Annotated in this window: 30 protein-coding genes; 9 read left to right on the top strand and 21 right to left on the bottom strand. The window is 38.3% G+C overall.

Features of this window, described 5'->3' with window-relative positions; genetic code table 11:
• Window positions 1-213 precede the first annotated feature (213 nt).
• The 3 genes from E4O07_RS07180 to E4O07_RS07170 all read left to right on the top strand — a co-directional run bounded on the left by E4O07_RS07180 (window position 214) and on the right by E4O07_RS07170 (window position 4,450).
• Window positions 214-2,001 (top strand): phosphotransferase, encoded by a 1,788-nt coding sequence (locus tag E4O07_RS07180; protein ID WP_253684782.1) that lies wholly within the window; start codon window positions 214-216, stop codon window positions 1,999-2,001.
• On the top strand, window positions 1,991-3,556 hold the full coding sequence (locus tag E4O07_RS07175; protein ID WP_253684781.1) for a BCCT family transporter: 1,566 nt from the start codon (window positions 1,991-1,993) through the stop codon (window positions 3,554-3,556). The genes E4O07_RS07180 and E4O07_RS07175 overlap by 11 nt, the downstream gene beginning before the upstream one ends.
• A 90-nt stretch (window positions 3,557-3,646) precedes the next feature.
• Entirely contained in the window at window positions 3,647-4,450 is an 804-nt protein-coding gene (locus tag E4O07_RS07170; protein WP_253684780.1) for a zinc dependent phospholipase C family protein, read from the top strand.
• Window positions 4,451-4,486: 36 nt separating this feature from the next.
• Here E4O07_RS07170 and E4O07_RS07165 read toward each other — a convergent pair whose 3' ends face one another.
• The 6 genes from E4O07_RS07165 to E4O07_RS07140 form a co-directional block, all read right to left on the bottom strand.
• Complete coding sequence (locus tag E4O07_RS07165; RefSeq protein WP_253684779.1) at window positions 4,487-5,611, bottom strand: tetratricopeptide repeat protein; 1,125 nt, start codon at window positions 5,609-5,611, stop codon at window positions 4,487-4,489.
• A complete protein-coding gene (gene ispG / locus E4O07_RS07160) occupies window positions 5,608-6,771 on the bottom strand; it encodes a (E)-4-hydroxy-3-methylbut-2-enyl-diphosphate synthase (protein WP_253684778.1) in 1,164 nt (387 codons plus the stop codon). The genes E4O07_RS07165 and ispG overlap by 4 nt, the downstream gene beginning before the upstream one ends.
• A 67-nt stretch (window positions 6,772-6,838) precedes the next feature.
• On the bottom strand, window positions 6,839-7,915 hold the full coding sequence (purM, locus tag E4O07_RS07155) for a phosphoribosylformylglycinamidine cyclo-ligase (RefSeq protein WP_253684777.1): 1,077 nt from the start codon (window positions 7,913-7,915) through the stop codon (window positions 6,839-6,841).
• 49 nt (window positions 7,916-7,964) lie between these two features.
• Window positions 7,965-9,269 (bottom strand): phosphoribosylamine--glycine ligase, encoded by a 1,305-nt coding sequence (purD, locus tag E4O07_RS07150; protein WP_253684776.1) that lies wholly within the window; start codon window positions 9,267-9,269, stop codon window positions 7,965-7,967.
• Window positions 9,270-9,350: 81 nt separating this feature from the next.
• The gene (locus tag E4O07_RS07145; protein ID WP_253684775.1) at window positions 9,351-10,121 is read right to left on the bottom strand and encodes a DpnI domain-containing protein; all 771 of its coding nucleotides are present in this window, start codon (window positions 10,119-10,121) and stop codon (window positions 9,351-9,353) included.
• Between the two features lie 42 nt (window positions 10,122-10,163).
• Complete coding sequence (locus tag E4O07_RS07140; RefSeq protein WP_253684774.1) at window positions 10,164-10,853, bottom strand: hypothetical protein; 690 nt, start codon at window positions 10,851-10,853, stop codon at window positions 10,164-10,166.
• 189 nt (window positions 10,854-11,042) lie between these two features.
• Here E4O07_RS07140 and E4O07_RS07135 point away from each other — a divergent pair, with 189 nt between their 5' ends.
• Complete coding sequence (locus tag E4O07_RS07135; RefSeq protein ID WP_253684773.1) at window positions 11,043-12,518, top strand: 4Fe-4S dicluster domain-containing protein; 1,476 nt, start codon at window positions 11,043-11,045, stop codon at window positions 12,516-12,518.
• A gap of 9 nt (window positions 12,519-12,527) precedes the next feature.
• Here E4O07_RS07135 and E4O07_RS07130 read toward each other — a convergent pair whose 3' ends face one another.
• From E4O07_RS07130 to E4O07_RS13405, 9 genes are all read right to left on the bottom strand, one after another.
• Window positions 12,528-13,082, bottom strand: a complete 555-nt coding sequence (locus tag E4O07_RS07130; protein ID WP_253684772.1) for a TIGR01440 family protein — start codon at window positions 13,080-13,082, stop codon at window positions 12,528-12,530.
• 35 nt (window positions 13,083-13,117) lie between these two features.
• A complete protein-coding gene (purL, locus tag E4O07_RS07125) occupies window positions 13,118-15,964 on the bottom strand; it encodes a phosphoribosylformylglycinamidine synthase subunit PurL (protein WP_253684771.1) in 2,847 nt (948 codons plus the stop codon).
• Between the two features lie 90 nt (window positions 15,965-16,054).
• Window positions 16,055-16,648 carry a YqiA/YcfP family alpha/beta fold hydrolase gene (locus E4O07_RS07120; protein WP_253684770.1) on the bottom strand — a complete coding sequence of 198 codons (594 nt, stop codon included), beginning with the start codon at window positions 16,646-16,648 and terminating at the stop codon, window positions 16,055-16,057.
• An 11-nt stretch (window positions 16,649-16,659) separates the two neighbouring features.
• Complete coding sequence (locus E4O07_RS07115; protein ID WP_253684769.1) at window positions 16,660-17,022, bottom strand: GYF domain-containing protein; 363 nt, start codon at window positions 17,020-17,022, stop codon at window positions 16,660-16,662.
• A 52-nt stretch (window positions 17,023-17,074) separates the two neighbouring features.
• The gene (locus E4O07_RS07110; RefSeq protein WP_253684768.1) at window positions 17,075-17,854 is read right to left on the bottom strand and encodes an amidohydrolase family protein; all 780 of its coding nucleotides are present in this window, start codon (window positions 17,852-17,854) and stop codon (window positions 17,075-17,077) included.
• Complete coding sequence (locus tag E4O07_RS07105; RefSeq protein WP_253684767.1) at window positions 17,835-18,920, bottom strand: radical SAM/SPASM domain-containing protein; 1,086 nt, start codon at window positions 18,918-18,920, stop codon at window positions 17,835-17,837. The genes E4O07_RS07110 and E4O07_RS07105 overlap by 20 nt, the downstream gene beginning before the upstream one ends.
• Window positions 18,907-20,409 carry a radical SAM protein gene (locus tag E4O07_RS07100; RefSeq protein WP_253684766.1) on the bottom strand — a complete coding sequence of 501 codons (1,503 nt, stop codon included), beginning with the start codon at window positions 20,407-20,409 and terminating at the stop codon, window positions 18,907-18,909. Before E4O07_RS07100 ends, E4O07_RS07105 begins: the two co-directional genes overlap by 14 nt.
• 142 nt (window positions 20,410-20,551) lie before the next feature.
• Entirely contained in the window at window positions 20,552-21,151 is a 600-nt protein-coding gene (locus E4O07_RS07095) for a hypothetical protein (RefSeq protein ID WP_253684765.1), read from the bottom strand.
• 158 nt (window positions 21,152-21,309) lie between these two features.
• A complete protein-coding gene (locus E4O07_RS13405) occupies window positions 21,310-21,432 on the bottom strand; it encodes a hypothetical protein (RefSeq protein ID WP_256487840.1) in 123 nt (40 codons plus the stop codon).
• A gap of 449 nt (window positions 21,433-21,881) precedes the next feature.
• On the opposite strand from E4O07_RS13405, the gene E4O07_RS07090 reads away from it, so the two are divergent.
• Together E4O07_RS07090 and E4O07_RS07085 are read left to right on the top strand one after the other, a co-directional pair.
• The gene (locus E4O07_RS07090; protein WP_253684764.1) at window positions 21,882-22,061 is read left to right on the top strand and encodes a type II toxin-antitoxin system HicA family toxin; all 180 of its coding nucleotides are present in this window, start codon (window positions 21,882-21,884) and stop codon (window positions 22,059-22,061) included.
• 16 nt (window positions 22,062-22,077) lie between these two features.
• Window positions 22,078-22,476 (top strand): type II toxin-antitoxin system HicB family antitoxin, encoded by a 399-nt coding sequence (locus E4O07_RS07085; RefSeq protein ID WP_253684763.1) that lies wholly within the window; start codon window positions 22,078-22,080, stop codon window positions 22,474-22,476.
• A 120-nt stretch (window positions 22,477-22,596) separates the two neighbouring features.
• Here E4O07_RS07085 and E4O07_RS07080 read toward each other — a convergent pair whose 3' ends face one another.
• Window positions 22,597-23,184, bottom strand: a complete 588-nt coding sequence (locus E4O07_RS07080) for a hypothetical protein (RefSeq protein WP_253691338.1) — start codon at window positions 23,182-23,184, stop codon at window positions 22,597-22,599.
• 154 nt (window positions 23,185-23,338) lie between these two features.
• On the opposite strand from E4O07_RS07080, the gene E4O07_RS07075 reads away from it, so the two are divergent.
• Together E4O07_RS07075 and E4O07_RS07070 are read left to right on the top strand one after the other, a co-directional pair.
• A complete protein-coding gene (locus tag E4O07_RS07075) occupies window positions 23,339-23,527 on the top strand; it encodes a type II toxin-antitoxin system HicA family toxin (RefSeq protein WP_253684761.1) in 189 nt (62 codons plus the stop codon).
• Window positions 23,524-23,919, top strand: a complete 396-nt coding sequence (locus tag E4O07_RS07070) for a type II toxin-antitoxin system HicB family antitoxin (RefSeq protein WP_253684760.1) — start codon at window positions 23,524-23,526, stop codon at window positions 23,917-23,919. Before E4O07_RS07075 ends, E4O07_RS07070 begins: the two co-directional genes overlap by 4 nt.
• Window positions 23,920-23,993: 74 nt before the next feature.
• Here E4O07_RS07070 and E4O07_RS07065 read toward each other — a convergent pair whose 3' ends face one another.
• The 5 genes from E4O07_RS07065 to E4O07_RS07045 form a co-directional block, all read right to left on the bottom strand.
• Window positions 23,994-24,302: a type II toxin-antitoxin system RelE/ParE family toxin gene (locus E4O07_RS07065; protein ID WP_253684759.1), complete on the bottom strand. Its 309-nt coding sequence runs from the start codon at window positions 24,300-24,302 to the stop codon at window positions 23,994-23,996.
• The gene (locus E4O07_RS07060) at window positions 24,299-24,565 is read right to left on the bottom strand and encodes a type II toxin-antitoxin system Phd/YefM family antitoxin (protein WP_253684758.1); all 267 of its coding nucleotides are present in this window, start codon (window positions 24,563-24,565) and stop codon (window positions 24,299-24,301) included. Before E4O07_RS07060 ends, E4O07_RS07065 begins: the two co-directional genes overlap by 4 nt.
• 171 nt (window positions 24,566-24,736) lie before the next feature.
• The gene (locus tag E4O07_RS07055; RefSeq protein WP_253684757.1) at window positions 24,737-24,970 is read right to left on the bottom strand and encodes a hypothetical protein; all 234 of its coding nucleotides are present in this window, start codon (window positions 24,968-24,970) and stop codon (window positions 24,737-24,739) included.
• Window positions 24,967-25,398 carry a putative toxin-antitoxin system toxin component, PIN family gene (locus E4O07_RS07050; protein ID WP_253684756.1) on the bottom strand — a complete coding sequence of 144 codons (432 nt, stop codon included), beginning with the start codon at window positions 25,396-25,398 and terminating at the stop codon, window positions 24,967-24,969. Before E4O07_RS07050 ends, E4O07_RS07055 begins: the two co-directional genes overlap by 4 nt.
• Before the next feature lie 99 nt (window positions 25,399-25,497).
• Window positions 25,498-25,737, bottom strand: coding sequence for a hypothetical protein (locus E4O07_RS07045; RefSeq protein WP_253684755.1), 240 nt, complete (start codon window positions 25,735-25,737; stop codon window positions 25,498-25,500).
• Window positions 25,738-26,109: 372 nt separating this feature from the next.
• On the opposite strand from E4O07_RS07045, the gene E4O07_RS07040 reads away from it, so the two are divergent.
• Window positions 26,110-26,280, top strand: coding sequence for a type II toxin-antitoxin system HicA family toxin (locus tag E4O07_RS07040; protein WP_253684754.1), 171 nt, complete (start codon window positions 26,110-26,112; stop codon window positions 26,278-26,280).
• The last annotated feature ends 16 nt before the right edge of the window (window positions 26,281-26,296 follow it).

Raw genomic sequence — 26,296 nt, 5'->3', positions numbered from 1 at the left:
TTACGCATATAGCGATATAAACTTGTTAAAAACAAGCGGTCTAACTATACAATCAAAATTACAACTTGTCAAGATATTCATATATAAAAATAAAGTACTTTTATAATCTTCTATATGTAATGAAAATATTTGCATATGCCGTATTACAAATAATGTTCACTTTTTTGCAATTTAATACTTGACTTTGAACGCTATTTTTGTATAATGTAAGGTATGAAAAGAAGATATTTTCAAATTATAAAACTCATGCAAAAAGATATGGATATTTCGCAAAGAGATGTTGCAAAAAGATTAAAAATATCCTTAGCCTATGTAAATAAAATTTTATTCGATATGGAGCATGACGGTTTTTTATATACCGAAGGGGTTCCTCCTTTTGGAAAAAAGCGGCTTACCGAGAAGGCTTTAAAAGCCTTTGAAGAGTGCAGGGTTGATAATGCTATAGTTATGGCTGCCGGTTTCGGTTCACGCTTTGTTCCATTAACCTATGCAACTCCTAAGGGCTTGCTGGAAGTTTTTGGGGAAAGGATGATAGAAAGGCAGATTGAACAGCTCAATGCTGCCGGTATTAACGATATAACCATAGTTGTAGGCTATCTAAAGGAAACCTTTGAATATTTGATAGATAAGTACGGTGTAAAGCTCGTATATAATCCCGATTTTAAGAGTAAAAATAATCTTTCCACCCTTTATCATGTAAGAGAGAAACTTAAAAGCACCTATATTCTTTCAAGCGATAATTGGCTTAGGGAGAACATGTATCATTCCCATGAGTATGATTCATGGTATTCTGCCGTTAAGGTAAGCGGCAAGACAAATGAGTGGATTTTAAAAACAGGCTTACACGATAAAATTATGGATGTAAAGGTCGGAGGCCGAAACGGCTGGGTTATGTACGGCCCTGTTTATTTTTCAAAAGAATTTTCCGAAAAGATACGCCCCTTGATTGAAGAAGCCTATGAAAGGGATGATACCGATGATTGGTACTGGGAAGATGTTTATATGCGGAATATCAAAGAGCTTACCATGTTTGCAAACAAACAGGGAGAGCATCAGGTTTATGAATTTGAATCTCTTGACGATATCCGCCTATTCGATTCATCCTATCTCCTTTCATCCCATGATAAATGGCTTGAACTTATCTCAACTGTTTTTAAACGTCCTGAGCACAGCATAACAAATCTAAAGCCCTTAAAATTCGGAATGACAAACAAATCTTTTTTGTTTGAATTTGAAGGTGAAGAATATATTTTTAGAATACCGGGAGAGGGGACCGAAGCCCTTATCAACAGAAAAGAAGAGTATGAGGTTTACAAGGCGATTTCCAGCTTAAATTTAAGTGACTCAATTATTTACTTTGATCCCGAAAAAGGGGTGAAGATAACCAAGTTTATTCCGAATTCTCATAATGCCGATGCCCGCAGTCCTGAAGATTTAAAAAAATGTATGAAGGTTGCCCGCCGTCTGCATGAATCCGGTTTAAAGGTGGATCATTCCTTTGATCTCCGTGAACGTATGGATTATTACGAAAAAATTGCAAACGAAAAAAACGGTATTTTCTATCATGATTACCATGAGGTCAGGCTCTTGATGAATGAGCTTTTGGAAATAGTCGAAAAGATGGAGAAACCTCAGGTTTTAAGCCATATAGATCTTGTTCCCGACAATTTTATAATCAATGGAGAAGATGTCCATTTAATTGACTGGGAATATGCTGCTATGTGCGATCCTCTTATAGATTTGGCTATGTTTTCCATATACGCTTATTACGATAACAAAGAACTTGAGAACTTAATGGAAATTTATTTTGAAAGACCTGTAAAAAAAGAGGAAAGAATACGTATTTATTGTTATGTCGCTCTTTCAGGTTTTTTATGGGCTCTTTGGACTTGCTATAAGGAGGCCTTGGGTGTCAGCTTTGGGGATTACGGTTTGAAGATGTACCGATATGCAAAGGATTATTATAAAAAAGTAAAGGAGATTATGGATAATGAACACTGAAGATGAATTAGGCGTAAAGTCGCTTGAATTAAAGGATAAAAATGAAATTGACTGGCTTATAACCGTATTACCCCTTGCGGTAATAATATGTTTGACTGTATTAGTTTTATTTTTTCCGGTAGAATCGATGCAGGCGGTTGATGCCTTGTGGTATGTTTTTGTAAATAAACTGGGCTTTTTTTATATACTGCTTGGTTTGGGCCTTGTTTTTACGGCCATAGGTTTAGCCTTTTCCCGTTTCGGTACTGTAAAACTTGGAAACATGGAAAAACCTCGTTACGGAAATTTTGCATGGGGTTCCATGATTTTTACCTCGACTATGGCCGCCGATATTCTTTATTGGTCGCTTATAGAGTGGGCATACTATTTTGGCGAAAGTCCTTTTGGCCTATCTTCCCTTTCTCTTGCGGAAAGACAGGATTGGGCAGCTGCCTACCCCTTATTCCATTGGGGCATAACTCCGTGGGCCTTTCATATAGTTCCTGCCGTCGCCTTTGCCTACATGCTTCATGTAAGGGGAAGAACGAAGCAAAAACTGTCGGAAAGCTGCCGCCCGATTTTTGGGGATAAGATTGACGGGCCTGTAGGAAAGATGATAGATGTTTTTTCCGTAATAGGCTTATTGGCAGGAACTGCCACAACCTTTTCGCTTGCGACTCCTCTTTTGTCCTTAGCTGTGTCCACTATTTTTGGTATTCCGCAAGGAAAGATTTTAACCCTTTCCATTCTTCTTATAATAGCGGCTGTATACACGGCTGCCGTTTTATTGGGGCTAAGAGGAATTTCCCAACTTGCAAAAATTTCGGTCGTGTCTTTTTGTGTTCTTCTCGGCCTTGTCTTTATAGCTTCGCCTAAAATCTATATAATCGAAACAAGTATAACCGGCATTGGAAAGGTTATACAAAACTTTTTTTCTATGTCCACATGGATGGACCCTTTGCGTATTTCGGGAGAAGGCGGAGCCGGATTCCCTCAAAACTGGACAATATTTTATTGGGCCTACTGGATAGCATGGTTTGTTGCAACTCCATTTTTTATCGGAACAATTTCCGAGGGCCGCACAATAAAGAACACCATAATAGGCGGGCTTATCTGCGGCATAGCCGGAACCTATTGCTCTTTTATAATACTCGGAAATTACGGGCTTCATTTACAAGCTCACGGAATTTTAGATGCTGCTTCAGCCATAAAAGAAATGGAGGCTTCTCAAGTTATTTTGCAAATTCTTAACACTCTTCCATATGCAAAAATTGTTTTGGGCGTTTTGATAATTACTATGATAGCCTTTTATTCGAGTACCTTTGATGCAATTACTTTGGTAATAGCGTCCTATTCACAAACCAACTTGGAGAAGCATGCAGAACCTAAAAAGGGCTTAAGGGCTTTTTGGGCTATAGTTTTTATAATGCTGCCGGCTGCCTTGATTCTTGTGGGAACTAATTTAAACCAGCTTCAAAGCCTTTCGATTATAGCAGCCTTTCCTTTAGGGATTATCATAATTTTGATAGTTATAAGTCTTTTTAAGGAACTCAAACACAACGGAGGATATAGGTAGCCTAATCTTTAAATAAAAATGTAAGAATATTTACAGGATATCCGATATATAAAATATAGAGAACTTGTATTTTATATATCGGAGGTTCTTATGCCTGATTTTTACGCACATTATATGCATGGACAAAGGGTTTTTGCTCTATTGTCTCCGGAAATTGCCGGCGGAATTTCAAATAAAAATTTATATAATCTCGGTTTACAGGGGCCTGATTTTTTGTATTTTCATAAGCCCTTTAAAAAGAATAATAATCTTGTTTTGCAGCTTGCAAAGGATATCCATAATAAAAATTGCACTGATTTTTTTGATTCTGTATTAACCAAGATAAAAATTGAACCGAAAACCGATGAATTTTCATATATCATGGGCTTTATAGGTCACTTCGGTTTGGACAGCTGCTGTCATCCCTATGTAAATGACATGGTCGTAGAAATGAAAAGGGATCATGCCGAGATCGAAATGGAATTTGAAAAATTTTTATTAAAGCAGGATGGTTTCCATCCTTTTAGGTATAAGGCTCATGATTATATAGATATAAGTGAAAAAGAAGCTGAAGCCGTTGCAAATATTTACAGATGTCTTCTGCCCTCAATGGCAAAAGAAGATATTTTACGCTCATTCCGAACATTTAAAATGGGAAAACGTTTTTTTTATGCACCTACAAAATTCTCTCAAGGCTTAAAACTTTTTTTAATTAAGATTTTAGGTCTTTACGATTTTTTACAGGGACACATTATCAGAGCGGCTGATCATGCTAAAAGTGAAATTACAAATAAAAAACTTTTTTCTCTTTACAATAACTCTATAGAAATAACAGCCGAGTTAATGGAAAATTTTTCTAAAAACCTGAAAGATAATAAACCTTTTTTAGACCGCTTCAATTATAATTTTTCTTAAAAATTATAATTGAAACTTGCCGTTAAATATTTACTCTTATAACGATTTTTTGTTTAGCTGTTCTTTCTTATATAAGGCTTCTTGTGCATATTTTATTGAAGGAATTGACTCGGCTAATTTTGAATAAAGATAAGATGCTTGTTCAAAATTTCCGTTTTTTGAAAGAGCATCTGCAAGATTCATAAAGGACCTCCAAAAATTTTGTTTTTCGGCCCACAGTATTATCTCAGGTTTTCGGTTAAGTTTATGAAGTAGACTTGCAAATTCCGTATATTCGTAATTATAGTCATCTTTGGAGATAACATCATCAAGATTTGTTATTGCTATTATGGAAGCTAAAACAGCAGTTGCAAGAGATCTTCTTGTTTTGCCGGCTTCCAAATATATGTCCGTTAAATCCATGTAGGCTTTTAAGGCTATCGGATTACGGTTTCTGTACAACAAAAAGAATTTTTCCGTTGTTTTTTCTGAGGTTATTGTTTTGATCATCGCTTGAAGGGCATCGCTTTCTAAATTTGTGGTTCCGTATATCGGGTCCTCGGTTAAAACAAGCAAAAGGTATTTTTCCTGTTCGTCGTACTTACGCAAAAGCTTTGATGTGTCGGCAAGTGCGTAGATTATATTGAAGCGCTCATCAGGAATTTCCAAAAACATGCGTGCATTCCATGCTTCCTTATAATAGTGCATGGCTTGTTCATAATCTCCTTCGGCAAAGTAAATTTGACCTGCCATAAAATCGGTTTCAGGAAGGGCTTTTCGTTTTTCGAGCCATGACATTAATTTTGAGATAGACTTATCAAAAAATACCGGCGGATGAGTTAAAAAAATATCATCCAAGATTTTACATGCATCATAGTCTTCTCTCTTATTTAAGATTGCATAGACGTCCGAAATGTTATCTCCCTCGAGTTTTACTCTTTTCGGCTTTAAGGCATTGAACATATAATTGTATTTTTCTTCTATTTGTGCCTTATGAAGATCTCGTGCCTTATTTGTTAAGTGAAGAGCCAGACCGAACTCTCCTTTTTCAATTTGAATTTTTGCCTGTTCTAAAAGATGCCAAGGCCTTTCGTTTTTATCCACTGCTTCCAGACAAAAAATGGTTGAGTAAAAATAAAAAATACATAATACAATAAAAATAGTTTTTAATTGTTTTTTCATAAACTTTGAAGCTCCTCATTAAAGGCCTTATCTACTGCCTCAATTTTTTCTTCTTCGGTTAAATTTTTTAAATCCAACCGCTTAGTAATTGATCCGTGTTTAAATATAATAACGGAGTCTTCGGCTCCGGTAATTCCAAGGTCTGCGTGTTTGCCTTCTCCGGGGCCGTTTACCACACAGCCCATCACTGCAATGCTTATGTCTTTTTTTTCTGATAAGAGTCTTGTCTGCCAGCGTTTTACAAAGCCTTGAACATCAAAGCCCTTTCTTCCGCATCTCGGGCAGGATACGAGTCTTATTCCGCCCTGCCTTTTACCGCACTCGGTTAATATCTCCCTTCCGGCTATAATTTCATTTTCACAAGAGTCGGAAAGGCTTACTCTTATGGTGCTTCCTATGTTTTGCTCCAAAAGCCGGTAAAAGGCTATCGTGCTTTTTACAATGCCCTGAATCAAGGGGCCTGCCTCGGTAACACCCAGATGAAGGGGATTATCAAATTTTTTAGCAAAGATTTCGTTTGCTCTAACCGTTTCCCATACATTGGAAGCCTTCATCGACACTACGGCATCTTTAAAACCGGCTTTATCAAAGATTTCTATTTCCTGTGCTGCAGCTTCCGTTAAGGCCTCGGCTCTTAAAGCGGAAATCTCATCTTCAAAGGTTTTTTTATCTGTACTGAGGTTCTGTTTCGATTTTATTTCTTCTATTTGTTTTTTTAAGGCGGAAGGAAGTGAGCCTGAGTTTACTCCTATTCGTATTGCCGTTCCCGTATCCTTTGCTTTTTGTATAACCGCTTCGGTCTTTTCTTTTGAACCGATGTTGCCCGGATTGATGCGTATTTTTGCAGTGTCCCCGTCCATACAGCGCAGAGCCAGCTTATAATCAAAATGAATATCCGCCACAAGGGGCATCGTAGTCAATCGGGTAAGTTTTACAAATTGTTCCGCAGAATCCATGTCGGGAACTGCGAAACGTACAAGATCGCAGCCTAATTGTTCGAACTCGTTTAGTCTTTTTGCAATAGCATAGAGATCCGCACCCAATAGGCTTTCTTTCCACATGGTTTGAAGTAAGATTGGGGAAGATCCTCCAAGAGTAAGTTTTTTAACCTGTCCTTTTCCGCCGATTTCGATTTTTCGCGGTAAGCATATCGAGTTCATATCAGTTCATTATCGGCAGAAAAGGCTCTTTGTTTTAACAGGTATAATCTAATTTTTGATTTTAAAATTATTCTAAAACGGTTTCGGCCTTGGCTTGAGGATTTTGAGCCTTTTCCAACCTGCCGATTATCCATGAGTCTTCTCCGACAAGGGAGCGGTATTTTTCGGCCATGTCGGGGGAAACAACGGCTATCATTCCGATACCCATATTGAAGACCCTGTACATTTCATCCTCGCTTGCTCCTGTCAGCTTTTGGATTAGAGGATAAAGGGGCGGCACGGGCCATGATCCTTTTTTGACCTTTATAACCAGTCCTTCGGGAATAACCCGCGGAATGTTTTCGATAAAGCCGCCTCCCGTGATATGGGCGAGGCCTTTTACGATTTCGGGATGCTCCTGCAAAATCGGATAGATTGCATTAAGATAGGAGCGGTGAGGTTTTAGAAGAACCTCATGCAAGGGGGCCTTTAATTCGGGGTAAACCGTATTAAGATCTATGCCCTTAAAGGCTGTTCTAATCAAGGAGTAGCCGTTTGTATGTGGACTGGCCGAGGCAAGACCGATGAGGATATCTCCTTCTTTTATGTTCTGTTTGGGAAGAATTTTTTCTTGGTCTACTGCTCCGACAATGGTTCCGGCTATATCGAATTCTCCCTCCATGTAAACGCCGGGCATTTCAGCAGTTTCGCCTCCTATGAGGGCACAGCCGGATTCTTTACAAGCCTTTGCCATGCCTCCCACTATGTCGGCAATCATTTGAGGATCCAACTTTGAGCTTGCAACATAGTCCAAAAAGAAGAGGGGCTTTGCTCCCTGCACGAGGATGTCGTCAATGCAGTGGTTGACTATATCCTGGCCTATTGTTGTATAGATACCGGCCTCTGCTGCAATCTTCACCTTTGTACCGACGCCGTCTGTGGAACCTACTAAGACGGGCTTTTTCATTTTAAAAAGCTCTTCGGTGCCGAAAAGCCCTCCGAAGGAGCCCACATCCGAAAGCACGGATTTATTAAAGGTTGACTTAACTGCTTGACTCATAAGGCGGACAGCTTCGTTTCCTGCATCAATGTTTACGCCTGAGGCGCTGTAAACTGAGCTCTTGTCTTTTGATTGCTCTTGGCTTTTATCTTTTGTTTCGTTCATTTTCTTTTTTCCTTTTTATTTTATATTTATTTAAACGCTTATTTTAAGCTTATTTTAAATGTTCGAGTCCGCGTTTTGCAATATCTTTTCTGTACTGCACCCCGGGAAAGTTTATGGTTTTTATTTTTGCATAGATCTTATCCATGGCCCTTTTTAAGCTCTTATCGTTTGAGCTTATGCAAAGAACCCTTCCGCCTGCGGTAAAAATTTTTCCGTCTTGAAGGGCTGTGCCCGCATGTATTACGCTCACATCAGACGAGCTTTCCAGTTCGGGAGCGGACAATTCTACAGGCTTTGATGAGGAAAGAGGGTAGCCCTCGCTTGCAAGGACTACCGTTGCCGCATAGCCTTCCTTCCATTTGGGCATTGCCGTTTCGAGTCTTCCTTCCGCGCAAGACTTCATAGTTAAGGCGAGGTCTCCGTCAAAAAGCTGCATCAAAACCTGAGTTTCCGGATCGCCGAAACGGCAGTTATATTCAAGCACCTTGGGGGCAAAGCCATTACCTTCCTTCGTGAGCATGAGGCCTGCATAGAGGACTCCGATGTAGGGGGTGCCCCTCTTTTTCATTTCTTTTATAATAGGAAGAATCGTAAGCTCTGCATATTTTTGAGCCGTCTCGTATGAACAAATTGGGGCAGGGGCGTATGCGCCCATTCCGCCTGTGTTGGGTCCCTCATCATTGTCCTTTAAGCGCTTGTGATCTTGAGAGGGCGGCATTACGGCTATTTTTTCTCCGTCCGAAAAGGCGAGGATGGAAACTTCTTCTCCTTCAAGGCGTTCTTCTATAACGACCTTGTCGCCCGATGAACCGAATTGTTTTTTTACCATTATATTTTTAAGCTCGGCTATTCCTTCTTCCTTTGAGGAGGGTAGGATAACTCCCTTTCCTGCAGCAAGGCCGTCTGCCTTGATAACAAAGGGATAGTTCAAGCCCTCAATATATTCTTTTGCTTTTTGAAAATCGGTAAAGGATGAATATCTTGCAGTAGGAATTGAGAGGAGGCTCATCATTTCTTTTGAAAAATCTTTGGACGCTTCCAATCGGGCACAAGCCTTTGAAGGCCCAAAAAAGGCAATTTTTTTGTTTTGCTCTTTTGCTCTTGTCTTTATGAGGTCTTCGAGGCCTAAACATAGGGGAACCTCAGGCCCTGCAATTACAAGGTCTATTGAAGAGCAAAGAGTAAAATCGGCAAGACCTTCGATATTTTCGGCCTTTATCGGAACATTTTCCCCCAAAAGAGCCGTCCCCCCATTTCCGGGCGCTATAAAAAGTTTACCGAGCGAGGGGGATTCTTTTAGCTTTAAAGCTATAGCGTGTTCCCTTCCTCCCGATCCGATAAGCAGTATGTTCATCTTTTCCTCCAAAATAAGGCACTGATGTTTTGAATTTTGAGTATATCAGAATAAGGGGCAATGAGCAAGGGGCGGGGAATTTTATAATTTTTTGTAGTTTCCTCTTCCTAAAAATTGTATAAAACCCTTATCCCTTAAATATTGAAGCTGCTGTCTTAGTTTGTCTTTGATAAAGTTATTTTCAGGATGCTTTAATTTTAACTCTTCTTCAAAGGCATATATTTGATCTAAGGAAAATTCCGGTGAATTTATTTTTTCGATACAGGTTATTGTATCAAGCAGCCAGCCTCTGGATTCAATATTTTTCTTTTTTAGAGCTTTGATTTTTGAATATTTTGTTATTATTTCTTTGGGATCTGTTTTTATTTGATTTTTTATTATAAATATTTTTCCTGAGTCGGGAATATGGGAAATATCTATATTGCATCCTACCCATCCTGCTCGTCTTGCCTTATTTGATAGAGGTCTTCGTTTTAAAATAATGGAAGGAGTAAAAAAATGATTCGGTATTAAAATGAAATTTGAAACCTCATAGTCCTTATATGTCAGAAAAAGAAAATTTGGATTTTTGGAAGATGTAATTCTTTCAATCATTGTTGTGTAGGCTCCGTCCGTAATTATGTTCGGGAGTTTTCCGGAAGAGCTTTCTTTGCTTTTTAGCTCAAAATCAGATTTACAGTTTTTACAAAAAAAATCTCCGGCCGGATAGTTATTTGGGTATGCCTCGATTTTTGATTTACCGCAAATGGGGCAGTTAAAATTTCTTAACACCCAGTCTTCTGTTAAAACTCTTATTCGTTGAGAATTACTGTGATAGTTTTTTATTAAAGAAAGATTAAACCGGTATATCATAATCGTCTCAAATAACTTTCTACTAATCGTCCTATTTCCGGATTACTCCCTATCAAACACATCCTTCACCGTTTCTTTTTGAGCTTTCTCTTTTGCTTTTTCGTAGTCGCCTTTAAAAATAAACAAAAGGGAGCCTAGGTCAAAGCCTATATCGCAAAAGAAAAGGGGCTTCCTATCGGCATATCTAAAACCTGTTCTTGCACTTACAAGTTTTGATTTTAGAGGATATTTTCTCCCGGCAAAGGGATAGATTTCTTTTGTAATTGCAAACTCCAAACCTGCATTTATTTGGAACCTTGAAATGATTACGGGATCGGCGGCATGAATACTTGTAAAAAGATTGAGTTCAAAGGTATCTGATATGGAATTTAAGGTATTATAGCTTAATTCCGCATTTAGCAGCGACATTATAAAAAGGCCGTGTTTTAGAAAAATTGCTCTTTGAGCGGAGTCTCCATTGATATTTTCTATTTCGTTATTGCCTCCTTTTATATCCATATAAAAAGGACTCAAGGATAAGTTAAAGCCGGAATCCAAATCTTTAAAATAAAATTTAAAGGCAGAAATATTCAGATTGAAGGCTGCCTTAGGTTTTTTGGCTTGGAAAAGCCCTCCAAGTTTTACATCGCCCAAGGACCAATAAGGTTCAAGCTCAAAGGTATAGGAATAGATGGGGAGGTTTAAAAGTAAAATAAGAATTATTAGTTTTATATAATTTTTAAATAAAACCATTTTTTCAACTCCTTAAGTAAAACCAATTCATAAATTATGGAAAGTTGCTATTAGTATAAGTTTACCTTTTTTTTAATTTTTGTCAAGTTATTTTTCGATTTTCTATGTACAGGTTATTTCTTCCCCCTTGACTATATAGATATTTTTTTATATACATTTATCGTGCCTTTTTAAATCTTAGGGGAGAGTATGCTTAACATAAATAATAACACATCAAATATCAAAAGAGAAATCCTTGTCCGCATTGCAAAACTTCAGCTTGAAGGAAAACTTGAAGAGGGGGTACACTATATTCCGAGGGAAATGGTTCCGCGAAACAGTACGCCTATAAGATGCTGTATTTTTCATGACAGGGAAATAATGCGCCATCGTGTAATTGCAAGACTCGGTTGTTCATTGGAAAACTATGATGAAGAGAAGACCTTGGCGGAATTTGCAAAAGAAGCCTTGGAAAGAAAAAAACCGACATGGCCCATGCTCACCGTTTTGGATGAGGCTTGTAATGCCTGCGTAAAAAGCAAATTTATGATTACAAACGCTTGTCAGGCCTGCGTTGCCCGTCCCTGTATGATGAACTGCCCCAAAACTGCAATAGCAATTTCGGGAGGAAGGGCCCGTATCGATGAAGAAAAGTGCATAAACTGCGGTATCTGTTTAAAAAACTGCCCCTACCATGCCGTTATAAAAATTCCCGTTCCTTGTGAAGAATCCTGTCCTGTCGGTGCCATCTCAAAGGACGAAAACGGCAAAGAAAGAATCGACTATCATAAATGTATCTTTTGCGGAAACTGCATGAGGGAATGTCCCTTCGGTGCTATGATGGATAAGGGACAGATTGTGGATGTCATAAAGCATCTAATGAGCGGGAAGACGGTTTCTGCCCTCTATGCGCCTGCTGTTGCAGCCCAGTTTAAGGCCGTTCCCGGGCAGCTTGAATCCGCCTTAAAAAAGGCCGGCTTCAACAAGGTTTGGGAGGTAGCTATAGGAGCCGACATAACGGCCGACCGAGAGGCTTTAGAATTTGAAGAGAGAATGGAGCACGGCCATATCTTAATGACCACCTCCTGCTGCCCCGCCTATGTCAGGGCCGTAAGAAAACACGTTCCTGCCCTTGTTCCATGTATTTCGGATACAAGAAGCCCGATGCACTATACTGCAGAATTGGCAAAAAAAGAAGACCCGGACTGTGTTACAGTCTTTATAGGCCCCTGCCTTGCAAAGAGGAGGGAGGGTTTGGAAGATGAGTTTGTAGACTATGTTTTGTCGATAGAAGAATTGGGAGCCTTGCTGACCGCCAAGGAGATAGACATTACCAAGGAAGATGCCCTGCCCGGAACAATAACTCCGACCTCGTCGGGAAGAGGCTTTGCAGCCTCAGGCGGAGTTGCCGAAGCTGTAAGAGTCCGCCTTAAAAAGCCTGAAAACCTTCGCCCCGTACTTATAAACGGTCTTAATAAGGAAGGAATGAAACAGCTTGCCTCTTATGGAAAGATTCAAAGCGGAGAGCTTTCTCACGATTCGTCTACGCCAAACCTTGTAGAAGTTATGGCCTGCGAAGGCGGCTGTATAGGCGGCCCTTCGGTTATCACAAACCAAAAACTCGCCGCAAGTCAGCTAAAAAAATATGCAGAAGAAGGTCTTTCGTATTCGGGAGAAAAGAGCTAGTCTGTTTATTTAATTTTCATACACAGCCCTTGCGCCTCCGATTAGTTTGGGGCGGCTTTTGAGGGCTGTGAGTCTTGCCGAGCCTATGAGCTTGGTTTTAAGCCTTACGGGGACTTGCACAAACTTTACATGCATTCCTATTTCGGTGTCTCCTATGTCAATGCCTGCATGGGCTGTTACGTGCTCTATCATGACGGGGGCCTTAAAAAGAGTGTAGGCTGCGAGGGAGGCGGCTCCTCCTGCGTGAAGGGCCGGAACTACCGACACCTCCTCAAAGCCGTATTTTTCTTGTGCCTCCTTTTCGATGACGAGGGCACGGTTTATGTGCTCGCAGCCTTGAACGGCCAAAAAGATTCCCTTGGGTTCAAGGATTGAAAGCAGGGCGGAAACTATTGTCCTTCCGGCTTCTTCATTTGAGGCCTTACCGATAACTCCTCCCGAAACCTCGCTTGTGCTGCATCCTAAGACCAGTATGTCCCCGGCTTTTAAGGATGAGGCTTCAAGGAGTTCGGTTAAGGCGCCGATAGTTTCTTCTTTTATTTTTTCTAAATCGATCCCGCTCATATTTTCCTCACTTAACCTTTGTTAAAGTAAGCCCATTAAAGTTTAAGGCCTGCCTTTCCGCAAGTTTTTCCGATTTCGTAAATTGCCGAGCCTGCCATTTCCTTTTCAAAGGCTGAACGGTTTTCTTCTGCAATTTCTACAAGGAGGCAGCCTGTGGTTTCTCCAAAGAGGCTTGCAATCTTTGAAGCTCCCAGTTTTATGTGAAAGTCACTGCTCAGCTCGGCTCCTATTCCGCTTAAACACATTTCGTAGAGGGCGGCAGCCAAGCCTCCTTCGCTCAAGTCGTGGCATGAAAGCACCAAGCCCCTCATTATGCTTGAGTGAAGTTTTTTATAAAGCTCAGCCGCTTCTTTTTTAAAGGGAGGAACGGCACCGCTCTCTCCTTGAGGAATGCCGAAAAGTTCTGCAAAGACCGAGCCGCCGAAAGAAAATTGAGGTTTACCTACGAGGTAAATAGCCGAGCCTTCTTTTTTAAAGTCGGAACCGGGAACCTTTCCGATATCGGGAACTATTCCCATCGCCGAGATTAAAAGCGAGGGCGGAATCGAAACCCTCTCTCCTTCCGAGGTCAGATACTCGTTATTAAAGGAATCTTTCCCCGAAATAAAGGGGGTTTTAAAGACAAGGGCCGTGTCGTAGCAAGAGCGTGCCATTTCGATCAGTGCCCACATGGTTTCGGGTCGGTTGGGGTCGCCTAAGCAAAAGTTATCGAGGATGGCGGTTTTTTCGGGGTCAGCTCCGACTGCAACGGCATTTCGGACAGCTTCGTCTATCGCACTTGCTGCAGCTGCATAAGGATCCAAGAGCCCCTGCCTCGGGTTTAAGGCATTCGAGATTGCAACGGCTTTTTTTCCTTCCGTTTCCATAGGCTTTATAACGGCTGCATCCTGAGGAACATTTCCTTCGGGGCCATCATAGGGACGGAGGATTGTGCCGCCTTGAACCTCATGGTCGTAAAGCCTTACTATATCTTCCTTTGAATTTACGGCGTGATGGTTTACCACAGCCTTTAAGGCCTCATTTAGATCAGGCTCCTTATATTCGGGATATTTTATAAGAGCCCTTCCTTCTTTGGGAGGAGCCGCTTTGAGCTTTCTTTGCGGCGGGCCCGAATGTAAAAAGCCGCATGAAAGATTTATTATTTCCTTTTCGCCGAAGCGCACCTTTAAAACTGCATCTCCGGTAAAACGGCCGAGGTCGGTTAATTCCACATCGTTTGCATCGCAAAGCTTTTGCAAGGTTTCGAGTTTGTCATGAGGAACGGCGATGACCATTCTTTCCTGAGCCTCCGAAAGCCATAGCTCCCATGGAGCAAGCCCCTGATATTTTACGGGGATTCTCGCAAGGTCTACATCGCAGCCGAGGGTAGAGGCCATCTCTCCTACGGCAGAAGAATAACCTCCTGCTCCGCAGTCTGTAATTGCAGAATAGAGCCCCTGATCGCGGGCATCGATGAGTACTTCCGCAACCTTTTTTTGAATTATGGGCTCGCCTATTTGAACGGAGGAGCCTGCAACATCTCCTGTGCTTGCATCCATAACCATCGAAGAAAAGGTGGCTCCCCTAAGGCCGTCTCGTCCGGTTTTTCCGCCTAAAGAAACAATGTGGTCTCCGACAGAGGGGCTTGTGCGGTGTTTACCTCTGGGGGCGATACCTGCACATCCGCAGTAGACTAGCGGGTTTGAAGCGTAGGCTTCGTGGTAGTGAACGCTTCCGTTTACGGTCGGAATGCCCATCTTGTTTCCGTAGTCCTTAACTCCTTCGATAACGCCTGAAATTATGCGCTTAGGATGAAGGGTTCCCTTGGGAACATTTTCTGCCGGAGTGTCGGGATGGCCGAAACAGAGGACATCGGTTACGGCAAAGGGGCGGGCCGAAACGCCCATAACGTCCCTTATAACGCCGCCGACTCCCGTGTTAGCCCCTCCGAAGGGCTCAATGGCAGAAGGATGGTTATGAGTTTCTGCCTTAAAGGAAACTTCGTATTTGTCGTCAAATTCGATTATACCGGCATTGTCCACAAATGAAGAAAGAACCCAAGGGGCATTAATGTCGTCGGTGGCTTTTTTGATATAGGTTTTGATTATGCTGTTTACGCAAAGATCCGGGTAGGCTTTTTTTTGCTCATCGTTGAGAGATGCCCCGTCAATGTCTATTTTTGCCTTAAAGGTTTTATGAACGCAGTGCTCGCTCCAAGTTTGGGCTATCATTTCAAATTCCGCATCGGTGCAAGGCCTTTTTTCTTCCTTGTAGTATTCGCGGATAGCCCTCATCTCGTGGATATCCAGAGCTGCCCGTCTTTCGTTTGAAAGGGCTAAAAGTTCCTCATCGCTCATGGAAGCTATGTCTATGGTTTCAACGCTTGTGTTAGGTCCGTTTTTTCCGTCATGTTCATGGGCCCAGGCAGGCTCTACAAAGCCTATTTTGTACTGCTCTATAACATCATTACATAGAAGATTTTTTGCAATTTTGTCTATTTCGGCTTCGTTAAGTTCTCCATAAATATCGTAGGCCTTTCCGCTGGTAATTTCTTCGACGCCGTGAATGCCGAGTTCTTTTACGGCTCTCAAGGCCTCGCGTGAGGAGGAGTCCGTAACTCCCGGCTTTAAGGCTGTTTCTATATGAAAAAGATTTTTTTCTTCTTTTAGTTTAAAGTCTTCGGTTTGGCTGTACTCGTAAAGCTCATCGCAAAACAAGAAGTCGGCTAAGGTCTTCTTTTCTTCATTTGAAAGATTCCCGCGTACAAAATAAAGGTTTTCCGTACTTATTTCTTTAACGGTCTTAAAGCCCAGAACATGGGCCTGCTTTAAAAGCTCCTCATTTTTGGGCATTTGAAAGTGTAAGTCCTTCTTACTTTTAACACAAAATCGGTAAATATTCATAGACAACCTCTTAAGTTCCGATAGATTTTAATTAAGTATACTTGAAGCGTGGGAAAAATTCAAGATAGGGGGGAAGATTGCAGGTTGGTCTTACAATAACAATTTTCCTAAAACTTCATCTTCCTTTAAAAAGCATTTTATATCGCTTTTAATTAAATTTAATGCAAAATCAAGAGCTTGGGCTAAATCTTCTTTTGAAGGTTTATGACTGCCATTTATATATCTGCATCTGTTACCAAAATATTTTTTAAAAAGATCATAAAAAGAAAAAAGAGTATCTTCTTTTGCAAATATACTGTAAGAGGTGATACGAACTTCACGGTCAATATTACGAAAAGCTTCATCTGTTAATCGGCGGAAGATTTTAATGAGTTCTTGATCAACATCGCCTATCAAGGCAGGGAGTATTTCTGCCGGAAGAAGACAGGGATTTATATAAATCTTTATCGGGCCGTTAAGGGAGGCTAAAGTATAAAAGCCTCCCATCGAATGTCCTACAATGGTAGAAATATGCAAGTCTCTTATCAAAGAATTAATTTCTTGTAAAGTTTTTTCCGGATTGAGTATATCGAATGAAGGAACAATAAGTTCTATTCCGTACTTTTCCAATAGTGTTTTTACTATTTGTCCCGTACTCGAATTTTCATCAGAATTAAGTCCATGAATAAAGAGAGCTTTTTGCATACCTTACAAAATTATTTTACAGTCGGAATCGGAGGGGGCAGAGCTTCAAACAAAGGTTTTAAATCTTCTGCTTTTTCGGCTTCTATCCATTGACTCATTCCTGCTTTCCATACAAGCATTTCTTTTGTTAATGAGCCTTGTCCGATCATTTCCTTCAGCTGTTCCATATTAAACGGGCCTTCCGCTTTTCCGTTTACCGCAATGCTGTATTCAATTTGCGGAATGGGGGGCGGGACAGGTTGTGTAAAAGAACAGCCGCAGTTTGAACAAAATTTTGATCCCTCAATCACAGTTGCACCGCATAAACTGCATACAAAAGTATTTTGTTCATAATACTCATAGTCATCATCGTCGTCTGCAAATGATATTGCCATAGTTGTACCTCTCTCTTATAAAAAATTTACAGTATTTCCGTTTTTGTTTATTTTATAACGGATTTTCCTGCATAATAAACATATTTTTAAGATACTCCGAATACAAAGTTTTTGTATTTGGAAGTTCTTTTGTCTTTTCTCTGTTATTATTAATGTAATCGGTTATCGGAAAGTCCGAGCCGAATAAAACTTTACTCTTAAATCCTGCTTCTTTGATTTGTTTAATTGTTTCAATATTTACAAATGCAGTGTCGCAAAAAATATTTTCATACTCAGCCAATAACCGCAGTGTAGTATCTAATGGTCTGCAGTGTGCCAAAATAATTTTTCCGTTTGTACAAAGCTTAAAAAAACTTTCAAACAGGTCTGCACGGTCTGTGTCGGGACCGGTATGAATTAAAATGGGCAGCTTTTTTTTATCTGCATAGATAAATACCGATTCTGCAAGAGCTCTTGTAAAAGCATCCGAAATATCCCAGACATTTGCACGAGGGTGAAGTTTAAAACCTTTATATGGTGCTTCACTCATAGCCTTGACAAGCGTAAGTTCAGGCAATAATCGGTGAATTAAGGGGATTATCCAATACAAAGGATAAGAGTTAAGATCAAGAGACTCGGCTGTTTTTTGTGCACCAATAATTTCTTCTTTAATTTTTTTGTATAGCTTTAAGGCTGATTCTTTTGAGTCCACCGTTTCACCTGAAGTAGTGGAAGAATACATAAATCCGCTTACACCGACATTTTTTAATGTTGTAAAAACCGTTTGAGCATCATAATAAATATCAAAAAATCGTCCTATATGAATGTGACTATCAAATATTTCTTTTTTCATACGGTTTTACCTTTTTCAAAAAATCATCCCTTCTTTTTACAAAGTTTTTTTTCAGTTTAATAAAATTACAAAAGTATTTATCAAGTTTGTATAGTTCTCCATTGTTAGCCGTTATATGAGGACTAGGACAGAAAAAACAATAATTAACAGCTTCACAAGTACGGCATTCAGGGATATCGGCTATACTTATGGTGCGTATTTTTTGTAAAAAAGGAGAGTTAAAGAAAATGTCTTTAATTCTATCCGTATGAATAGAGCCTAACGGTGTATACCAGCCTATCATAGGATAGATAGTTCCGTCCCCTGAAATACAAAGTAAAGAAGATGCAGAGCGGTAAAACCTTTCAGTTAAGTCAACATCTTTTTTATTTCCCCAGATATATGAAAGCTCCCCGTCATTTTCTAAACTGATTTTAAAAAAATCCTCCAAGTCCGTAAAAGACAGACGCTGCGAAAGATTACTGCCCGTATAATCCGATGAACCGAAAATATAAAGATCAACACAGGACGGAATACCGTTTTTATCGGCCCATCTCATTAAATCGGGAAATGCCTTTTTATTTTCCTGCATTGCAGGACAGGCAATAAATACAGGTACCTTTCGTTCTCGTAATAATTTGATAGCCTTCATAGTTTTTTGAAATGAACCTTTAAGCCTTGTAACGGAATCGTGAATTTTTTCGTCTATTGCGTAAAGGGAAAATTGCACTTCTTTTAATTGCTTCCGATTAAATTGGGAAAGAAAATCGGCAGACCTTTCATCAAGAAGAGTGCCGTTTGTAAAAAGAGAAACTCTAAAACCTTTTTCAATAAAACACTTTACAATTTCTTTCCATTCAGGGTTGAGCATACTTTCCCCGCCTGTGATAAGAACTTCCCTATGATTTTCCTGCATAAGTGGCATAACCTGTTCTGCAATACTTTCCGCTTGGGCTGCCGATAAAAATCCCTTTGCCGTATTTGAGCAGGTTCTGTAACAATGTACACAGCGTTCGTTACAAGGATTTGAGATTTCAAGTTCAAGGTTTGTCATAACAGGCAAGACCGAAGTATTATTGCGAGACACCGTGTTTTTTTCTCCAATCGTAAACAATATTTTTATTTAAAGCTGCAACCTTACAAAAGTGCTTGTTTATTTTAAAAGGATCACCTTCAGGGTTTTCGTTTGCATTGCGTACCATGCACATACCGCAAAAAGGTTTATCCTCACAAGAGCCGCATTCGGGAAAATCCTTGTTTCGGATATTACGCAAAAAATTCATTTTTTCAGAATTGTACCAAATATCTTTTAAGGATTTTTCGTAAAGGTTACCGCAAATATAATCCTGCCAACCTGCACAAGGATAAACATTTCCGTTTGCTATCATACAGGCGGAGGAAATACCTACACCGCATACAATTCCGTCAGGATCGTTTGTCAGGGCCTTTATTCTTTGGTCAAAATCGGGTTTTAATAATTCAGTCTGATAGTCAATGTCATCAGCCAAAATATCGCGGATAATTTTTTCAACCTCACATAAGTGTAAGCGGTTATCAAGGTTGCCTGTGGTATGGTCATACCGAGCCATCATAATATAATCGGTAACTGCACGAACCTTGTGTTCATGAGCCCAACGCATAACTTCACCATAGTCGTCTTTATTTTGCTTCATTGTGGGGCAGCTTATCTGTAAGGGAATATCGTTTTCGATGAGTCTTAAAATAGCATTTTTTGTTTTTTCAAAAGAACCTTTAAGCTGCGTAATTTCATCATGGTGGGCGGGATTCATACTATAAAGAGAAACTTGCACACTTGAAAGGCGGGAGTTTTTCATTATGTTAATAATTTCGTCATCGACAAGGGTTAGGTTTGAAAGAACATTTACCGAGAAATCATAGTCCTTTGCTGCCTGCAAAAATTCTTTAAATTTGGGATGGCACATGGGCTCTCCGCCTGAAAGGGTTACGCTCAAGGCATTCATTTCTTGAAGTTGTTTTAGTACACTGTAATAAAGTTCCGGTTTTATATTGGTTAGTTTAAACTCGTGCGGAATGTAGCAGTGCACGCACCGTTCATTACACTTGCTGGTTAATTCTATTTGAAAACTTGAAAGCTGAGGTTTCCCCTTAAAATGCCGTTCCAAATAATCTTGTGTACTTTCCTTAGCTCTTTGAATAATAGGAGTAAAATCTTTTTTGATTGTTTTAGGTTCCAGTACCGAGTATGAAAAGCGTTTATCGTTTAAGTCAAGCTCTTCAATAGTGCTGCCTCTTGTTAAAAAGCCGTCTTCAAAAAGTTCATCATAAAAAGTTTTTGCATCTTCTATAATGTCTTGAGGGCTTACATCGATAAATGAGGCTGCTATTTTTTGAACAAGTTCTTCCAGAGTTTGAGGTTTGCGGGAAAGAGCTGTCAAAAAAACGGTACCGCTCCCGTTTACAACTCGGTCTAAAAAGTTTCCCGTATTAGTAATATAGCCCGCTCCTTCATAGTTACGGATAAAGGTGTCGAATTTTTGACGGTAATACATTGCTTTTTCTCCTTTAGGGGAGGAGACTTTTTTCGTTTCGAGCAAAAAAAGCCTCCTCCCCTATGACCCCACCTCCAAAAAGCAAGACCAGAGGCTCTGCCTCTGGACTCCGTCTTTTTACAATGGAGTTTCATCTTTATATTTTTGCTTTTTTTTGCATTATTATATTTTAGTTTCAAATTATTGGTTATTTACTATTATTTTCAATAAATACATCACATTTTCCCATAATAATTTGCTCTATATTACCAAGGAGATAGCTTTTAACTGTTTTATCAAGTGTCTGAATACTGCTTTCTCCTAATTCTTGATTTTGGAAATTTAAAATAGGTTTTGAGGTTTTATAAGGTTGTATTGAATACAGTTCTGTTTCTTTATCAAACAATATAAAGTAAGAATATTTTTTTTGAAAAATACCAAACAGAGTATAAGATTTATTATTCTCATTTATGGTAATATTAGAAAAATTTGCTATTTCATTTGCAAATTTATTATTGGGATATTGCTCATCAATTTGCTTATCGATAGCCCCATCCAAAAGTTGCTTCAATACTTCTTCTAAGGCAGCTTCGAATTCTTTTTCGTATGATTCAAAAACATTGATACCTATCGGCTCAAATAATTTTTCATCAAAATCAAGGGCGTTCGATACAGTTCCTTTATAAAGCATAATATGTATTGCATTTACACCTTGTTCCGATAAAATACCGTAAACAAATTTCATTTTTACAATTCCAAGTAATGTATAGTTATATCCAAAAATGTTTCCATTTCCGCCTATTTGCATAAAATAACTCCTTAAATTAAAAATGTTTTCAAATAGTATTAAGTTTTAATAAAAATTTAGGGCAAGTTTAAGCCCTGCCCCAAGGCTACCGTTTTTGTTGCACTGTACAAAAAACAGTTTGGTGCCGTAAATTCCCATGGCACGGGTTAGCCTATGGCTTACTTTGTTCTTTCGCAATTTTTGCAATTGGACGAACACCCATCCTTATTTGTAGGACAGCCTGCTGCAAAAGAACCGTTGTTGCTGTTCTGTGCAACAACTTCAGGTTTTTCGTATTTCATACTTTCACCTCCTTTCAATTTATATATTTTATCTTTACCTATTTTGTGTTTACAAAAAAGGTAAAGACGGTAAATTGCGTTGTGAAAATTATAGATAATCGTATTTTTGCAAAGAGAATTTTTTATATGAGAACAAAAATAAAAGAAGAACCTACTGATTAGAGATATTTTACTTAATAGAGAAAATGGGGGGGGGGGGTAAACTTAGGCTAACATTTTTCTCCGTATCTTTCAGCATTAAATTTGAGTTTTGAGAAAAATTAAATTGTAAGCCTCTTAAAATTAGTTTTACCATAAGGGTATACTAACATATAAACGATGATTTGTCAAGATTTTAATTTGGGATTTTAATTTGGGAAGGAATCTTTTGGGGGAGAAAAAGTCGGCTCCACAAAAAACGATTGACAATACGTGTTAATACGTGCTATAATATTCTTGCAGGTTGATCTATGACATCCAATGAAATTATAAAGCTCTTAAAAAAGGCCGGTTATGAAATAATAACCGGAGCAAAACATGATAAAGCAATTCACAAAGAAAGCGGAAAGATGATAGCAATACCGCGTCATAAAGGTGATATTCCAAAAGGAACTGCACATAATATTTTGAAAGAAGCCGGTATTAAATAGGTTAGCGGAGGTAAAAATGAAATATACATATCCTGTTATTTTTGAAAATGATGATGGAAAAATAGGGGTTAGAGTTCCCGATATTTCCGGCTGCTTTACATTCGGAGACACAGTAACTGAAGCTATAGAAATGGCGGAAGATGCCATAGCTATGATGCTTGTCCATTATGAAGATAACAATCAAGCAATACCAAAAGCCAGTAATATATCGGATGTAAAAATAAAAGACGGATTTGTAAACTATGTTATAGCTGACACGGATAAATGGCGCAGACAATTCTCCGAAAAGTCGGTAAAAAAAACGGTTACACTTCCTGCATGGTTAAATTACAAGGCCGAAAATGCCAATCTTAATTTCTCTCAAGAATTGCAAAATGCTCTTAAAGCAAAATTGCAGATTGTGATTTGGCCGTAGAAAAATTTTATTTAACCGCAAAGGCCAATAATAACTCAAAGAATTTTTAATGGTTGAGTGTCGAGTGATTTGTTTACTAGGCGTATTTTTATGGAACTTTAAAATATGCCTACGATTTATTTATTTTTTATTCGGAATGCGGTATCGAAGCCCAAGACCGATATGAGGTATCCAGTGAATAGAGACTTTATCGTTTATCTGCATATTTTGCAAGCTTATAACCATACCTGTTCCATGTGTATAGGGTAATGCATATGAGAAACCTATAGCCGGTGCAGCTTCTATAAATAAGTTAAATGAAGGAGCACTTCGGAAATTTACTTCCCAGCGTATAGGGCTTAATAGTGTAACTCCGAGAGAAGCAGGCAGTATCAACAACATGAAACTATTAATATCAATAGCGGGCCCGATTGTAAGAGGGCATTTTTCTACGTTAATTACAGGTTCCCATACTGTAAAAAGAAGTCCTGTTCTAAAGTTTATTTGTCTGCTTATAAATGGTAGACCTGTTATCCCTACAAGTACATCCAACTCAATCAAATCATTAAATTCATGTGAATAAGATAAACCAATAAAAGGAAATCCCAGCCATGCCCCAATTTTGTTTTTTCCTCCATTACCGTTTCCGTTTGATAAATCGTTAGATTCTGCAAAAATATTTACAGAAACCAACATAATACAGAAAAAAATTATCAATATTTTTTTCATATTTAACTTCTTTTTTTTGTGTCCTTTTACAAGATTAATTTTAATATAAATATAATACTAGTGTATAAATTCTAAGTTGTCAAGCCTTGAATTTGAGAATTTTGGAGAGAAAATAATCTTGACGGAATGTGTAATAATTGTGTATAATTATAATATGAATGAACGAATGCAAGCAATAAAAGCATTAGAAAAAGCAGGGTATTTTTTAAAACGGCATGGGGCAAATCACGATATATATTGCAATATCGAATTAAGATGTTCTATTCCGCTTAAAAGGCATAGCTTTAATAAAAATGACTTGCGGTACATTCAAAAAGAAATTGAACAGGGAGCTAAAAAATGAAATATGTTTATACTGCTATTTTTACGGAAGAAAAAGATACGGTATATGCACGAGTACCTGACCTCAAAGGCTGCATAACAACCGGTAAAGACTTACAGGATGCAATGAAGCAAATGGAAGATGCAATGTCGGCCTGGCTTTGTGTTGCAGAAGATGAAGGCTTTGATATTCCTAATGCGACACCTCAGAAAAAAATCCTACATACTCAAAATGATATACTTTCCATTATAAAGGCTGATACGAAAAAATATAGAGCTATGACATACTCGAGGGCAGTACGAAAAAATGTATCTCTCCCCGCCTGGCTTGCAGAAGCTGCCGAAAATGCCAATTTGAATTTTTCGCAAGAGTTGCAAAATGCCCTTAAAGCAAAATTACAGGTTGGGGTGTAGCCGCAGAAAAATTTTATTTAACCGCGCAGCTCGCCAAGAGCGCAAAGATGTTGATTATATATTCATAAAATCAATCAAATTAAATTTTCTTCGTAACGCCTTGAATATAAAATTCGCCTTATTTCCATAATATTATCAATTACAACATACCAGACTGTATAATTTCCGACATTTATTCTTCGATACGGATATGGACGTTGCTTTTTTGAGCTCCATATTGCAAAATCTTCCGGGTTGCCAAGTCTTTCAAGTATTGCAGATTCAATCTTTGAGAGTGTGTTTTCTGCTGCAATAGGATTTTGTAAATTATTTTGAATATAATTTATGATACCGTCTAAATCCTGTTTTGCTAAAGGAAGATAACGCAAAATATATTTTTTCATTTACCTAACTTTATTCGAGAGCGGATATCTGAAAATACATCTTCATGAGAAAGCCTAACATTGGTGGAAGCAGCCTGAAAATCAGCCTCATTAAGTCTATTTTCCACATTATCTGTAAGACTTTCGTACATATCAAGACTCATTAGCACCATAGAACCGTATCCGTTTTTTGTAAGAAATACAGGACTTCTACTTGAAATAACTATATTTTCTATTTCGGAAAATTTATTTCGTAAATCTGAAACAGGTCTGATTTGTAACATAAGCACCTCCAATATCATAATTTTATCATAATCTTATCAAAATATTCAAGATGTATATATAAAAATTTTAGCTTTTGTTAAGAATGCCTTGTTTTTCTAGCACGGTTAAATCAAGAGTTGCAAAATGCCCTTAAAGCAAAATTACAGATTGGGGGGTAGAAAAACAATTAATTACATATCATATTCCTCGGGCTCAATATCGGGAGCTTTATTTAAAACTGCTAAAAACTTTTCTTTGGAGCCTTTTTTTGCCCTTTCTTTAACATAGTTTTCGGTTTGTAACGCAGTCAATTTTTCGCCTATTGCAGCCGTTATGAACTGATTGATTGAAATATTATCGGTTTTTGAAACCTCTTTTACCATCATATGATATGAATCCGGTATTCTAATACTCAATGTACTCATTTTTCACCTCCATTTATTTTATTTATAAATTCTGCCGGAGTTAGTGAACATATACCTAAATCTTCGGCTTCTTTAAAATCTTTTTTATTGTATGTTACTATAACCTTACTGTTAGAATGAATCTCTACCTCCAATATATGATCATCATGAGGATCTTTTAAATATGGTCTCCACAAATAAAAAAGCTTTATTTTCTTTCCAATGTAACAAAGATAATCGATAAAATCGTCAATGTCTTTTTCTAAATAATAGCTGCGATCTAAGTGTTTTTTCAAAACAGATTCATATTCCAAAATAAGCGGAACAGAAATAGCAAAATCAAATTTACCTGTATCTATAATTCTTAACAGCTGATTTGATCTTCCATTTCTACTTTTTAGTGCGGATAAAATCACATTTGTATCTATAACTATTATTGGCACCTTCATTATATGGTATTATATATGATACTGATTTTCTTGTCAATCTTTTTTGTTGAATCTAAGCATATTTTTATGGAACTTAAAAATATGCCCAGATGTTTACGTTTATTTTTTATTCGGCAGTCTGGCTCTAAGATCTATACTGAATTGAGGTATAAAATCAATACTTAATTTATCATTTACTGGTTTTACAATAAGCCACATACCATACGGTGAATATGAAAATCCTATAACAGGAGCTACTTCAATAAACATATTAAATTTAGGTACCTTTCCGAAATTAATTTCCCATCTTATTGGACATACAAGCGACATACCTATACCAGTAGGTTTAAGAAATACCATATAAGAATTGATATCAATTGCTGTTCCTATTGTAAGGGGGCATTTTTCTCAGTGGCTTTATCCGTTAAATTTGAGGCGTGAGAAAGATTAAATCGCCAGCCGTTTAAAATTAATTTTACTATAGGCATAATACTAGTGGGCATCTCTAAAAACCTTGTTGGATTTTTAGAGATGCCCGACGAGTTTTTCATAAGTCCTTATGTATCAATGACTTATGAAAAACATCGCAAATTAAATTTAAGGAAACCCTCTAAAAACTGATGTTTTTAGAGGCTCCCTAGTATATAAATTCTAATTTGTCAAGCATTGAAGTTGAAAATTTTTAGGGAAAAATAATCTTGACGGAATGTGTATAAATGTGTATAATAAATTATGACATTTAAAGAAATGGAAAAGATAATAAAAAAAGACGGCTGGTATTTAGATTCAACAGTGGGGTCTCATTATCATTATTTGCACAAGTCAAAAAAAGGCAAGGTTACGATTCCATTTCATGGTAATAAAGATTTATCGAAATTGGTTATAAACAGTATTTTAAAATAGGCTGGCTTAAAGGAGT

Origin of the sequence: Treponema sp. OMZ 798, assembly GCF_024181385.1 — a bacterium.
Lineage (GTDB): Bacteria > Spirochaetota > Spirochaetia > Treponematales > Treponemataceae > Treponema_B.
Note: the sequence above shows the minus strand (reverse complement) of the source record. Positions and strands in the feature narration are given on the sequence as shown.